The 13,395-nt window shown below is 69.8% G+C and carries 12 protein-coding genes; 7 read left to right on the top strand and 5 right to left on the bottom strand.

Translation table 11 applies throughout. From position 1 onward, the window contains the following. Positions 1-31: 31 nt before the first annotated feature. Positions 32-610, bottom strand: a complete 579-nt coding sequence (locus tag ASC55_RS17585; RefSeq protein ID WP_055869267.1) for a TetR/AcrR family transcriptional regulator — start codon at positions 608-610, stop codon at positions 32-34. 98 nt (positions 611-708) lie between these two features. Here ASC55_RS17585 and ASC55_RS12820 point away from each other — a divergent pair, with 98 nt between their 5' ends. From ASC55_RS12820 to deoD, 6 genes are all read left to right on the top strand, one after another. Beyond that, the gene (locus ASC55_RS12820; protein ID WP_055869266.1) at positions 709-1,746 is read left to right on the top strand and encodes an FUSC family protein; all 1,038 of its coding nucleotides are present in this window, start codon (positions 709-711) and stop codon (positions 1,744-1,746) included. 19 nt (positions 1,747-1,765) lie between these two features. Further along, complete coding sequence (locus tag ASC55_RS12815; RefSeq protein WP_055876345.1) at positions 1,766-2,434, top strand: DNA alkylation repair protein; 669 nt, start codon at positions 1,766-1,768, stop codon at positions 2,432-2,434. 154 nt (positions 2,435-2,588) lie between these two features. Continuing rightward, entirely contained in the window at positions 2,589-2,960 is a 372-nt protein-coding gene (locus ASC55_RS12810; RefSeq protein WP_055869264.1) for a hypothetical protein, read from the top strand. Continuing rightward, the gene (locus tag ASC55_RS12805; protein WP_055876342.1) at positions 2,957-3,607 is read left to right on the top strand and encodes a hypothetical protein; all 651 of its coding nucleotides are present in this window, start codon (positions 2,957-2,959) and stop codon (positions 3,605-3,607) included. The genes ASC55_RS12810 and ASC55_RS12805 overlap by 4 nt, the downstream gene beginning before the upstream one ends. Further along, positions 3,604-4,122: a hypothetical protein gene (locus tag ASC55_RS12800; protein ID WP_055869262.1), complete on the top strand. Its 519-nt coding sequence runs from the start codon at positions 3,604-3,606 to the stop codon at positions 4,120-4,122. Before ASC55_RS12805 ends, ASC55_RS12800 begins: the two co-directional genes overlap by 4 nt. A 19-nt stretch (positions 4,123-4,141) precedes the next feature. Beyond that, positions 4,142-4,852: a purine-nucleoside phosphorylase gene (gene deoD, locus ASC55_RS12795; protein WP_055876340.1), complete on the top strand. Its 711-nt coding sequence runs from the start codon at positions 4,142-4,144 to the stop codon at positions 4,850-4,852. A gap of 29 nt (positions 4,853-4,881) precedes the next feature. Here the strand turns inward: deoD and putP are convergent, their stop codons facing one another. Then, positions 4,882-6,393: a sodium/proline symporter PutP gene (gene putP, locus ASC55_RS12790; RefSeq protein ID WP_055876337.1), complete on the bottom strand. Its 1,512-nt coding sequence runs from the start codon at positions 6,391-6,393 to the stop codon at positions 4,882-4,884. Between the two features lie 151 nt (positions 6,394-6,544). Here putP and ASC55_RS12785 point away from each other — a divergent pair, with 151 nt between their 5' ends. After that, entirely contained in the window at positions 6,545-9,079 is a 2,535-nt protein-coding gene (locus tag ASC55_RS12785; protein ID WP_055876334.1) for a DEAD/DEAH box helicase, read from the top strand. Here the strand turns inward: ASC55_RS12785 and ASC55_RS12780 are convergent. From ASC55_RS12780 to ASC55_RS12770, 3 genes are read right to left on the bottom strand one after another with little or no spacing between them, the layout of a single operon-like run. Next, entirely contained in the window at positions 9,057-10,742 is a 1,686-nt protein-coding gene (locus tag ASC55_RS12780) for an ATP-binding cassette domain-containing protein (RefSeq protein WP_055876331.1), read from the bottom strand. The genes ASC55_RS12785 and ASC55_RS12780 overlap by 23 nt on opposite strands. Further along, complete coding sequence (locus ASC55_RS12775; RefSeq protein ID WP_055876328.1) at positions 10,739-12,373, bottom strand: ATP-binding cassette domain-containing protein; 1,635 nt, start codon at positions 12,371-12,373, stop codon at positions 10,739-10,741. Before ASC55_RS12775 ends, ASC55_RS12780 begins: the two co-directional genes overlap by 4 nt. After that, positions 12,370-13,392 carry a hypothetical protein gene (locus ASC55_RS12770; protein ID WP_055876325.1) on the bottom strand — a complete coding sequence of 341 codons (1,023 nt, stop codon included), beginning with the start codon at positions 13,390-13,392 and terminating at the stop codon, positions 12,370-12,372. Before ASC55_RS12770 ends, ASC55_RS12775 begins: the two co-directional genes overlap by 4 nt. Positions 13,393-13,395: the final 3 nt, after the last annotated feature.

The following is a 13,395-nucleotide window of genomic DNA, read 5'->3' as shown; positions in this document are numbered from 1 at the left end:
GATGGTGTCCGCCGCATCGGTGCGGCGGGATTCATCGGGACAGGATCGTGGAGAGGTGTCGCCAGGCTTGATCGAAGCGCTCGCGGTAGATCTCGGGCGTGTAGTGGGTGAGCTGGAGGAAGAGGCCGTCCATGACCACGAACACCAGAGCCGTGAAGCCCTCGGCGTCACCGGCGGCGAAGGTGCCTGCCGCGACACCGTCTTCATAGGTCTGGCGCACGGCGGCCGCGAGGGTCGACTCCGAGTCGAGGAAGATCTGTCGCAGCTGCTCGCCACCGGGACCGTACTCGGTGACAGCGGCCCTGAGGCTGAACTCCGCGAGGTCGGGTCGGTCGCGGTAGTACGCCTCGATGCCCCCGAGGATGTGGTGCAGGCGCGCGAGCGGCTCCAACTCGGAGCTGTTCCTGAGGAGCTCGTCGAAGAACGCGGTGTGATCGACCGAGACCCCGGCGTACACCTCGGCGTACAGCGCCTCCTTGCTGGGGAAGTGCGCGTAGAGGGAGGGCGTCTTGATCCCGACGGCCTCGGCGATCTCGCGCAGGCTCGTCTCGGCGTACCCCTGACGCGCGAAGATCGTGCGGGCCTCCGCGAGGATCGTTGCTCTGGTCATCATCTACCTAACGACTATTAGTTAGGCAGAGCGTAACCCCGCATCTCCCTGCGACGCAAGAGCCACGGGCACAGGACGTCACGACTACCGTGGAGGGCATGCGCATCCCCGCCGCGATCCGCGCCTCCCAGCGCTCCCCGCTGCTGCAGGTCGTGAAGTCGGCCGCGGCGACGATCGCCGCGTGGCTGATCGCCGGATGGGTGTTCCCCGCGCAGCTGCCGGTCTTCGCCGCGATCGCCGCGCTGCTGGTGGTGCAGCCCAGCGTGAACCAGTCGCTGTCGAAGGCGCTCGAGCGCAGCATCGGAGTGATCGCCGGTGTCGTGATCGCCGTCGGGCTGGGACTGCTGTTCGGCTCGCCGAGCTGGATCGTGCTGCTGGCGATCGTCGTGGCGATGCTGGTGGCGTGGATCTTCCGCGCCTCGCCGGGCACGGGCAACCAGGTGGCGATCTCGGCGATGCTGGTGCTGGCGCTGGGGTCGTCGAGTCCCGAGTACGCGTTCGCACGCATCGTGGAGACGCTGATCGGGGTCGCGATCGGCATCGTGGTGAACGCCCTGATCGTGCCTCCGGTTCTGGTGGCACCGGCTCGCCGAGATGTGGGACTGCTCGGCCGCGAGCTCGCCGCCAGCCTCGACCGCCTGGCCGACGCGCTGCCCGAGCCGCAGACGCCGGCGAGGCTGCAGGAGCTGATGCTGGAGGTGCGGCTGCTGCGGCCGATGAAGGAGGCCGCAGAGGCATCGATCGCCGCCGGGGAGGAGTCGCTCACCCTGAACCCGCGCCGCTCGACCCACCGTGCCGATCTGCGGGAGATGCGGGCGCTGCTCGACCGGCTCTCGCCCATCGTGACCCAGACGATCGGCATGACCCGCGCCTACTTCGACCACTACGACGATGAGATCGGCGAGGAACCCGCCGTCGCCGCGATCGCCGAGCAGCTGCGGCGAGCCGGGCACGATGTGCGCTTGGCGGTGCAGATCGCCGATGCCTCGCCGGAGCCCGACACCATGACCTCGGCGATCCCCGCGCTCACCGCCCCGCTCGTGATCCGGCCGCCCTCGTCACAGCACTGGATCCTGATCGGCTCGCTCATGGAAGATCTGCGCCGGATCAGGGGAGAGCTGCTCGACGAGGACTGACCCCGCTTACCCTGGAGGCATGTCCGACATGACCGTCGCGGAAGCCCTCGGGGAACTGGCCGCCCTGGAAGACCCGAAGATGCGCGCCGCCAACGAGAAGCGCGGCGATGACCACGGCATCAACCTCAGCCGGATGCGCGCACTGGCGAAGCGGATCAAGACCGACCAGCCCCTCGCGCAGGAGCTGTGGGCCACCGGCGAGACGCCCGCGCGACTGCTGGCTCTGCTGATCTGCCGCCCGCGCGACTTCACCGCCGACGAGCTCGACGCCATGCTGCGCGAGACGCGCCCGCCCAAGGTCAACGACTGGTTCGTCAACTACGTCGCCAAGAAGACGCCGCTCGCCGAGGAGCTGCGGCTGCGCTGGTTCGACGACGCCGACCCGACCGTGGCCGCCGCAGCCTGGTCTCTCACGACCGTGCGCGTGACGAAGGACTCCGACGGTCTGGACCTGCCGCACCTGCTCGACCTGATCGAGCGGGACATGAAGGATGCGCCCGCACGACTGCAGTGGGCGATGAACGAGACCCTCGCGAACATCGGCATCTTCCACCCCGGGTATCGTGCCAGGGCGCTGGCGATCGGCGAACGCCTGCAGGTGCTCGCCGACTACCCGACCGCACCCGGGTGCACCTCGCCGTTCGCACCGCTCTGGATCGGCGAGATCGTCCGGCGCCGCGAGGGCTGAGCGCCGGAGGGAAGAGCCTCGGACCTGGCGTGTCCGCAACGTGTCGCCTCGCACAGTCGGTAACGTTATACACTTTATCCACTCGCATGTGCACTGGGGGCGATCGCAAGGTGCGGTCGCCGGTACCTGCGAGCGGAACTGGGGACGCATCATCATGGCTACGCAAGATCAACTGAACGCACTCATCGCCGACATCGCGAGCGACATCAACGGCTTCATCGGCGCATCCGTCGTCGACGTCGAGTCGGGCCTGCCGCTCGCATCGCACTCGGTCCGACCGGACTTCGACCTCGACGTGGCCAGTGCGTACAACAGCGAGATGGTCAAGAACAAGCGGAAGACGATCGACGCGCTCCGCCTCGAGGCCACCCTCGAAGACATGCTGCTGACGCTCGACACCCAGCTGCACCTGATCAAGATGATCGAGGGCGATACCTTCATCTACCTCGCAGCCGACCGTCAGGCGACGAACCTCGCCCTCCTCCGCTCCGCCGTGAACCGCCACGTGGCGGCCTTGAACGCTTGAGCGGCGGGGCCGTCGGAGCCGACAGCCCCGAGAGCGAGTCGTGGGTGCGTGCCACCCTGTCGGATCTTCCGACGAGGCGCGCGCGCTGGCGACGCGTGAGCCTGCCGACGCGCTTGCGGCTCGTCTTCGCCGGGCCGGTCGGCGCCGGCAAGACCACAGCGGTGCGCGCACTGAGCGACGTCGCCCCCGTGGACACCGACGTTCCCATCTCGGCGGGCTCCGCAGAGTACGGCGACGCAGGAAAGAAGACCACCACGGTCGGACTCGACTACGGAGCCTGGAAGCCCACGGCCGAGATCTCGGTGGCCCTCATCGGGTTCCCCGGACAGGACCGCTTCGCCCACGCGCGGCAGAGCTCCTCCTCGTCCGACACGCGCATCCTGCTGTGGTTGCGCGCCGACAGCGAGAGCATCGCCGACGACGCCGACGACTGGCTGCCGCGCTTCACCGGCGACCACCATCGGCTGGCGATCGCCGTGACCCGTTGCACCGACGACGCGATCGACACCGTGCGCGCCGCGCTCACCGAGAGCCTGGAGCGATACGGCATACCGCCCACGCGTGTTCTCGCGACGGACGCCCGCGACCGCGAGAGCGTCATGCGGGCGGCCTGCGCGGCACTGGACCTCCCGGAAGAGGAGTCATGAACGCCTCCACTCGAGCGGATGGCCCCGCTCCGACGACAGAACCGGCATCGGCGCAGGACGCCGTGCTCATGCATCCGGACCTCGCCGCGAACTGGGCGCTCTGGTCCGGCGTGGTGAGCCAGGCGGCGCTCACCCGGCTGCGTCACCTCGAGGAGCGATTCCCCGAGCTGACGACGGCGGTCCTCTCGACCGCCGACGGCCTGCACATCGCATCGGTCGGCACCCTCGGGGAGACCGGCGACCGCCTGGCCGCCATGAACGGCTCGCTGTTCGCCGTCGCCAGGGCCGAGGCCGAGATCATCTCGCAGGGAACGGAACCGAGCCTTTCCGCCGTGGTCTCGGTGTCGATCGGGCAGAGTCAGCTGTCGCTGCTCAGCTTCATCCTCGCCCCCTACGGTCAGCTGCTCCTGTCGGTGTCGGCGAAGGGGGTGCAGGTGGGGACCGTCATCGTGCAGGCCCGTTCGGCCGCCTACGAGCTCATCACCGCGCTCGGGCTCGCGGGCGCACCGGGATGAGGCTGACTACGCTGAGGCCATGAGCACCCACATCGCCGCAGAACCCGGTCAGATCGCCCCCATCGTCCTGTTCCCCGGCGACCCGCTGCGGGCGAAGTGGATCGCCGAGACCTTCCTCGACGATGCCGAGCTGTACTCCCAGACGCGGGGCATGCTGGGCTTCACCGGCACCTGGGAGGGGCACCGCGTCTCGGTGCAGGGCTCCGGCATGGGGCAGCCGTCGATGGCGATCTACGCGAACGAGCTGTTCGACGCCTACGGGGTGCAGACGATCGTTCGCGTCGGCTCGTGCGGCGCACTGACCGAGAAGGTGAAGATCCGCGACATCATCATCGCGAACGGCGCCAGCACGGACTCCGGCATCAACCGGGTGCGCTTCCATGGCCTCGACTTCGCACCCGTCGCCGACTTCTCGCTGCTGCGCGCCGCGGTCGAGGCGAGTGAGACCGAGCCCCTGGAATCGGCCGTGCACGTGGGGCAGCTGTTCTCGAGCGACCAGTTCTACAGCACCCGCCCCGAGCTCACGGAGCCGTTCGTGCAGCACGGCATCCTGGGCGTCGAGATGGAGGCCGCCGGCCTCTACACGCTCGCGGCGTACTACGGCCGGCGGGCTCTCGCGATCTGCACGGTCAGCGACCACATCGTCACCGGCGAGGAGACCACCGCGCAGGAGCGCGAGCAGACCTTCGGCGACATGATCCGCATCGCCCTGCGCGCCGCGACCGCGTAGCTCGGCGGGCCGCCGCCCCCGCACGGAAGCTACGGGGTGTCGCCGACGGCGTGCGGGCGGGGCAGCGCCAGCATGACGCCGGTGTCGGTGAACTCCTGCTGGATCTCATCGTCGTGCCGGTAGGTGACCAGGCTCACACCGACCGCCGCGATCAGGGCGAACACGAAGGCGGGAAGCAGTTCGTAGAGCCCGGTGTCGAGCGCCTTCCAGATGAACACCGTCGCGGCACCGACGAACATGCCTGCCAGCGCACCCCAGTTGGTGAGCTTGCGCCAGTAGAGGCTGAGCAGGATGACGGGCCCGAATGCGGCGCCGAATCCCGCCCACGCGAACGACACGAGTCCGAGGATCGTGTCGTTCGGCGTGATCGCCAGCACCGCCGCGATGATGGCGACGCCGAGGACCCCGAGTCGCCCCATCAGCATGAGGGTCTTCTGCGAGGGCGGCGTGCGCCGGAACACGCCGTACAGGTCTTCGATGAGCGCCGAGGAGCAGACGATCAGCTGGCTGGAGATCGTACTCATGATCGCGGCGAGCACGGCTGCGAGCACCAGGCCGGCGACGAACGGATGCAGCAGCGTCTGCGACATGAGAAGCACGACGGTCTCGGGGTTGGCGAGGTCGATGCCCGTCTTGGCGATGTAGGCGAGGCCCACGAGACCCGACAGCACAGCGCCCCCGAGGGAGACGACCATCCAGGAGATGCCGATGCGTCGGGCGCTCTTCGCCTCCTGCGGCGAGCGCAGAGCCATGAACCTCACGATGATGTGCGGCTGTCCGAAGTACCCGAGACCCCAGGCGAGGGAGGAGACGATGGCGAGGACGGTGCCGCCGGTGAGGGCCGTCCCGGAGAGCATCGAGAGGTGGTCCGGCGCGACCTCGTCGATCAGCGCGCCCGTCTCGGCCAATCCACCGATGGCGACGATCGCCGCCACGGGGATCACGATCAGCGCGATCACCATCATGAGTCCCTGCACGACGTCGGTCAGCGACGCTCCGAGGAACCCGCCGAAGAGCGTGTACGCGAGGGTGACACCTGTCACCAGCAGCATGCCGGTGAGATAGTCGCCGTTGAACGAGCTCTCGAAGAAGACGCCACCGGCCACCATGCCCGAGGAGATGTAGAGGGTGAAGAACACGAGGATGACGACGCCGGACACCACGCGGAGCAGTCGCGTCGTGTCGCGGAGCCGATTCTCGAAGAAGCTCGGCACCGTGATGGAGTTGCGCGACACCTGCGTGTATGCGCGAAGACGGGGCGCGACGAGCAGCCAGTTCAGGTAGGCGCCGATCGTGAGGCCGATCGCGATCCACGCCTCGATGAGACCGGAGACGTAGATCGCCCCCGGGAGACCCATCACGAGCCAGCCCGACATGTCGGAGGCGCCGGCACTGAGCGCGGCCACCCACGGCGGGAGGTTCCGACCGCCGAGCATGTAGTCCTCGTGATCGCCGGTTCGCCGGAAGGCGATCCAGCCGATGAGCAGCATCCCCGCGAAGTACAGTGCGAGTGCTGCGAACGTGAAGATCTGGTCGGGCATCGTCGTCCCCCCTGGGCGGTGCGGTCACCGCTCCGTGGTCCGTCGATGATGCCACGGGGAGCGTGCGGCCACCTACGAAAGCCGCGCGAATATACCGGCTCAGAATGCCCCGGGCGCGACCGTCGCGGGCGGATGGGATGATCGAGGGACCATGACTTCCACTCCGCGGCTCGATCCCGCCCTCGTTCCGGACGCCGCGGATCCGGATGCCGTCTACCTCGCGTTCGTCGAGTGGGCGGAGTCCACCGGCATCAGCCTCTACCCGGCGCAGGACGAGGCGGTCATCGACATCGTCTCCGGCAACAACCTGATCCTCTCGACCCCCACCGGCACGGGGAAGTCGCTCGTCGCGATCGGCGCGCACTTCAGCGCCCTCGTCGCCGGACGCCGCAGCTACTACACCGCGCCGATCAAGGCGCTCGTGAGCGAGAAGTTCTTCGCGCTGGTCGACGTGTTCGGCGCGGAGAACGTCGGCATGGTCACGGGCGACTCCTCCGTGAACGCCGATGCCCCGATCATCTGCTGCACGGCGGAGATCCTCGCGAACCTCTCGCTGCGCCAGGGCACCGATGCCGACGTCGGTCAGGTCGTGATGGACGAGTTCCACTTCTACGCCGACCCCGACCGCGGCTGGGCATGGCAGGTGCCCCTGCTCGAGCTGCCGCAGGCCCAGTTCATCCTGATGTCGGCGACTCTCGGCGACGTGACAGAGCTCGCGACCGACCTCACCCGGCGCACCGGTCGCGAGACGGCGACCGTGACCGGTGTCGAGCGTCCCGTCCCCCTTCACTTCTTCTATGAGACGACGCCGATTCACGAGACCATCGATGACCTGCTGAGCACGGGACAGGCGCCGATCTACGTCGTGCACTTCTCTCAGGCCGCGGCGATGGAGCGGGCCCAGGCGCTCTCCAGCACGAAGGTCGCCACCCGCGAGCAGCGTGACGAGATCGCGGCGCTGATCGCCGAGTTCCGCTTCACGACCGCGTTCGGCAAGACTCTCTCCCGCTTCCTGCGCGCGGGGATCGGCGTGCACCACGCCGGCATGCTGCCGAAGTACCGGCGACTGGTCGAGCAGCTCGCCCAGCGCGGACTGCTGCGCGTGATCTGCGGCACCGACACCCTCGGCGTGGGCATCAACGTGCCGATCCGCACCGTGCTGCTCACCGCGCTCACGAAGTTCGACGGCACCAGGATGCGGCAGCTGAACGCCCGCGAGTTCCATCAGATCGCCGGTCGCGCAGGACGTGCGGGCTACGACACCGCCGGCACGGTGGTCGCACAGGCGCCCGAGCACGAGAGCGAGAACGTCGCGGCCGTGAAGAAGGCCGGCGACGACCCGAAGAAGAAGCGCAAGATCGTCCGCAAGAAGGCGCCGGACGGGTTCGTGTCGTGGGGAGAGCCCTCCTTCCGCAAGCTCATCGACGCCGTGCCGGAGACCTTGACCTCGCACATGCAGATCACGAGCGCGATGATGCTCAACGTGATCGCCCGTGGCGGTGACGTGTTCGCGAATATGCGTGCGCTGGTATACGACAACCACGAGCCGCGGAAGCGCCAACGCGAGCTCGCCATCAGGGCCATCGGCATCTACCGCACGCTCCGCGAATCGGGCATCGTCGAGAAGACCCCCGAGGGAGACATCCGCCTCACGGTCGATCTGCAGCCGAACTTCGCCCTCAACCAGCCGCTGTCGCCGTTCGCCCTGGCCGCCTTCGAGCTGCTCGACCCCGATCCCTCCGCCGGCACTGGTACCGGTTCGTATGCGCTCGACATGATCTCGATCGTGGAGTCGACGCTCGATGATCCGCGCGCGGTGCTGAGCCAGCAGGAGTTCCAGGCCCGCGGCGAAGCGGTCGCGGCGATGAAGGCCGAGGGCATCGAGTACGACGAGCGCATGGAGCTGCTCGAGCAGATCACCTACCCGAAACCGCTCGACGAGCTGCTGACCGCGGCCTTCGAGACCTTCAGCGCGGCGCAGCCCTGGATCCGCGACTTCGAGCTGCACCCCAAGTCGGTCGTGCGCGACATGTACGAGCGCGCCATGTCGTTCGGGGAATATGTCGCGTACTACAAGATCGCGCGCTCCGAGGGCGTGGTGCTGCGCTACCTCTCCGACGCGTACCGGGCGGCCTCGCAGACCATCCCGGAGGAGTTCAAGGACGAGGATCTGCGCGACCTGATCGAATGGCTCGGCGAGCTCGTGCGACAGGTCGACTCCAGCCTGCTCGACGAGTGGGAGGAGCTGATCGCCGGCGTCGACAACGGGCGCTTCGATCCGCACGCGCCCGACGAGCCGATCGTCCCGCCCGCGCCCAAGCGCCTCACGAGCAACATCCGCGCGTTCCGCATCCTGGTGCGCAACGAGCTGTTCCGCCGCGTGCAGCTCGCCGCGAGGGAAGACGTGGACACGCTGGCCGAGCTCGATCCGGGCTTCGGCGCCGACGCCTGGTCCGATGCCCTCGACGGGTATTTCGCCGACCACGACGAGATCCTCACCGGTGCCGATGCCCGCAGCTCGAAGCTGCTGATCCTCACCGAAGGCGCCACCTCCTGGAGCGCGCGGCAGATCTTCGACGACCCCGCCGGCGATCACGACTGGGGCATCACCGCGACGATCGACCTCGCCGACTCCGACGACGCAGGTCAGGCCGTCGTCACGGTCACCGGAGTGGACCGGCTGTAGCCGCAGCCTCCTCGCGCTCCACACCTTCTCTCTCCACACCGACCACCCGTCCGAATCTCCCCAGCGTCTCCCGCCGGTGGGAGGCGGCGATGACCGTCCCGTCGAAGTCCTCGAGCACGTCGGAGATGATGCGCTCCGACTCGGCATCCAGGCTCGCGGTGATCTCGTCGACGATGAGCACCCTCGGCTCCCGGCACAGCGCACGAGCCAGCGCCAGCCGCGCACGCTGACCACCGGAAAGACGCACCCCGTGCTCGCCGAGGTCGTCGTCGAGGGTGATCCAGCCGTCGGCGCCCACCCGCGTGAGCGCGCGACGCAGCTCCTCGTCGGTGCGGGCGTCGGCGCCGCGCACGAGGTTGTCGCGCACGGTGCCGTGGAAGAGTCGCGCATCCTGCTCCACCACGGCCACGGTCCGGCGGAGATCGTCGTCACGGATGTGGCCGAGGGGGTACGCGAGACCTGCGGCATCGACGAGCGCGACCGTGCCCGCAGCGGGATCCCACAGCCGCGCCGCGAGCGCGATGACCGTGCTCTTGCCGGCTCCGGACGGCCCCGCGAGCCCGACGTGCTCCCCGGGATCGACGTCGATCGACCAGCCGTGCAGCACCTCCGTGCGGTCGTCGTACGAGAACGACACCTTCTCGAAGCGCACGCCAAGCGGACCGTCGGGCAGCGGCAGCGGACGATCGACCGGCGACACCACCGGTGGGCGGTCGAGCCCCGCACCCACGCGAGCGGCACTGGCGATCAGCGGATGCAGCTCGGACACGGTGTGCGCGGCATCCGCGACCGCGGCGACTCCGGCCACGGCGAGTGCGATCACGGCGGGCAGCAGCGCGGCCTGTGCGCCCCCGACCGTGCCGTCGAGAGCCAGGGTCGCCGCGATCACGCCGATCACGACGGCGGTGAGGATCAGCTCGCGCATCCCGTCGACGAGGTGGGCGATGGCCTCGCGCCGGCGGCTGATGCGCGCCGACCTCCGCGTTCCCGCGACGGCCTCGCGCACCACCCGATCCTGCAGGCCGTAGGCGAGGATCTCGCGCAGCGCACCGAGCGCGTCGACCAGCCGTTCGGACTGCTCCTCCCGCTCCCGCTGTTCGCGCGCACCGATCCGTCGCGCAGGACCCGCTCCGGCCCCGGCGGTGAGGGCGACCGCCGCCGCTCCACCGAGCATCACGACCCCCGCCACCGGCATCACGAGGAACGCGCACACCAGCGCTCCGGCGAACAGCGTGAGCGCGGCGCCGATCTGAGCGACCGTATGCGCGTAGAAGAACTCCAGCTTCTCGATGTCGGTCATCGCCACGGATGCCGCACGCCCGGAGTGCTCGCGTCGGCGCCCGGGAACGCTGCGCGCGTAGGCGTCGAACAACGCCATCCGCAACCGGGCGAGCACCCGGTAGGCGAGGGCGTGCGAGACGTCCATCTCGCGCCAGGTGAGGAACGTGCGCAGCAGCACGAGGGTGCCGAGCGCGAGCCACCAGCCGACCGGCGGCCACTCCGCGTGCACGACGGCCCCGCCCACACCGAGGGCGGTGAGCACCCCGATGGCCGCGAGGGCGCACAGGCTCGTGGTGGCGATCAGGTAGCTGCCGGCGATGCGTCGCCATTCCGGTCTCAGCGGCGGGAGCAACCGGGCGAGGATGCCTGCCGACGAGGTCATGAGGCCTCCTTCACGAGCACTCCGTCGCGGAGCACCCGCACGTCGGCGGCCCGGGCCAGGGCCTCGGGACGGTGGCTGATCATGAGCACGATCCTCTCTGCGGCGACGCGTTCGAGCGTCTCGGCCACGGTCAGGGCACTGCGGTCGTCGAGGGCGCTGGTCGGCTCGTCCACGAGCAGCACGGGGCGGTGGGCGAGCAGCGCCCTGGCGAGGGCGAGGCGCTGCCGCTGCCCGCCGGACAGGCTCGTCCCCGCCTCGGCCACCATCGCGTCGAAGCCTCCCGGGATCGCTCGGATCTCATCGAGCACCCCTGCCGCCGCGCACGCGCGTTCCAGCGCCTCCTGCCCGGCGTCGAACAGATCGACGTTCTCTCTGATGGTTCCGGCGAACAGGACCGGCCGCTGCGAGACCACGGCCACGTCGCTCGGGTGCAGCGGACGCCCGTCGAGCTCGACCGTGCCCGCCGTGGCCGGCAGGAAGCCGAGCACGAGGTCGAAGAGGGTGGACTTGCCGGCGCCGGACGGGCCGGCGATCGCATGCACCTGGCCGCGCTCGGCGTGGAGCTCGACGCCGCGGAGCACATCGTGATCGGCGCCGGGGTAGCGGTAGGAGAGCCCGGAGATGCGGAGCACGTCGGCGGAGGTCGCCGGTGTCGTCTCGCGCTCCGTCGCAGCTGCGGGCGACCGGCGGAACGCCCCGAGCGCGGAGAGGCCCGGAACGGCCGTGAGCCCGAGGAATCCGGCGTGCCAGTGGCGGGAGAGCTCGCGCACGGGACGGAACGCCTCCGAGGAGAGCAGCAGCAGCGCGTAGACCTCGACAGCCGGCGGCTGCCCGGTCATGACGGAGACGACCGCGAGCCCGGCGGCGATCACCACTCCCGCCTGCACGGCGAAGTCGGTGATGGCGGTCTCCGCGAGCGATGACCGCATCACGCGTTCGGTGGCCGCCCGCAGTGCCTCCGACCTGGTGTGCAGGCGCGACCGCGTGGCCGGCACGTCGCCCAGCGCACGCAGCGTCGACATGCCCCGGAGCGCCTCGAGCAGGTCGCCGCTGAGAGTCTCGTAGCTGTCCCAGTGCTCGAATCCGCGCCGGGCGAGCATCCGCTTCCACAGCAGAGGGCCCAGCACCGCGAGCAGGATCCCCGCGGCGACGCACAGCGCGATCAGGGGTGACAGCACTGCGACCAGGCACACCACGACCACGCTGCCGACGACGAGCTGCATCACGGCAGGGATGTACTTCGACACGTAGGCGTCGGTGCCGTCGATGCCGTCGCCGAGTGCCAGCTGGGTCGAGCCGTCGCGGAGGCGGGCGTCGTGCAGCCGTTCGGGTACGAGGACTGCCGCGACCGCCGCGCCCCGCAGGTCTTCTCTCACCCTTCCGCCCAGGCGGGAGGCGACATCACCCTGCACGAGCGTCAGCACCATCCGCAGGAGCCCGATCGCGAGGATCGCGCCGATGCCTCCCACGGCCCCCGCCGCGTCGCCGCGCACGAATGCCGCGAGCGACCAGGCGAGCGCGAGCGCCTGCAGGAGGTGCGTGGCGAACACGAGGAGCAGGAGCAGGATGCTCCCCGTCAGGAGCCAGGGATGGCGTCGCGCCTCGCGCCACAGCTCGGGGACGATCATCATCGTGCACCTCCGGGAGAGTCGAGGAAGGCGAGCGCATGGAGGATCCACCGGTCACCGGTCGCAGAGAAGCCGGAGACGGGGCGGGTGCCCCTGTCCCCGAGGAGCGCGGCCTCGTAGCAGAGGCGAGCCGCGTCGAGATGGGCGCTCCAGAGCGCGGCGTCGACGACGGTCGAAGGGGCCGTGATCGGCACCGACCAGGAGTGGACCTCGGTCGCCCCGCGCACCCAGGCCTGCCCGGAAGCTCTCGCGATGCGCTCGATCGCGGGAGCGGGCGTGCCGCCGATCCGGGCACCGAACTCCGCGGTCGCGGGCGAGCGCCGGGCTCCGAGAGCACGACGAGCCGCGGGATCCGGCACCGGGTCGTGGGGGATCTCGATCGCAGCGAGCGGGATCTCCGGCGCGAGCCCGCGACGGATCCAGGCATCGGCATCCGTCGCGCGCGGCACCCCGAGCAGAGAACGGAGCCGGGTCGAGGGGCCGACCTCCACCGGTCCGGCCTGCACCCCCAGCAGGAAGAGCACGCCGGCGACCGCGTAGGCGACATCGGCGATCCATAGCGGCCACGCCCGATGCCGGTAGCGACCGAAAGAACGACCGGGCAGCACCGTGAACACCACGCGCGCGATGCCGTCGTGCGCGGCGGGCGATGGCCATCCGTCCGCACGATCGGCGGCGAGGTCGCGACGGCGGAAGATGCCCTCCTCGTGATCGACCGCCCAGTGGGTGCCGGCCCCGTCGATCAGGTGCGTCTGCACCGGGTAGCACGCCCCGGCCGACGGGACAGCACGCTGACGGATGCGTGTGCTCAGCCCGTCCGCACTCCGATGGAACCGCCCCGGGTGCCAGAGGGCATCCACGAGCTCCCGCACACCCCGGTGGGGTTCATCCGCCACCGCGCCGGTGCGGTGCCAGGCGTTCGTCCGCGGCCCCGGCGGCAATGCACCCGCGGGCAGGCGCGACGTCGGCGCCTCGTCGAGCGGGGCGGGAAGACCCGGGAGCGCGCTGATCGATGGGCTCATGGC

Source organism: Microbacterium sp. Root322, assembly GCF_001425645.1.
Classification (GTDB): domain Bacteria; phylum Actinomycetota; class Actinomycetes; order Actinomycetales; family Microbacteriaceae; genus Microbacterium; species Microbacterium maritypicum.
This window is presented reverse-complemented; position numbering and strand designations above follow the sequence as displayed.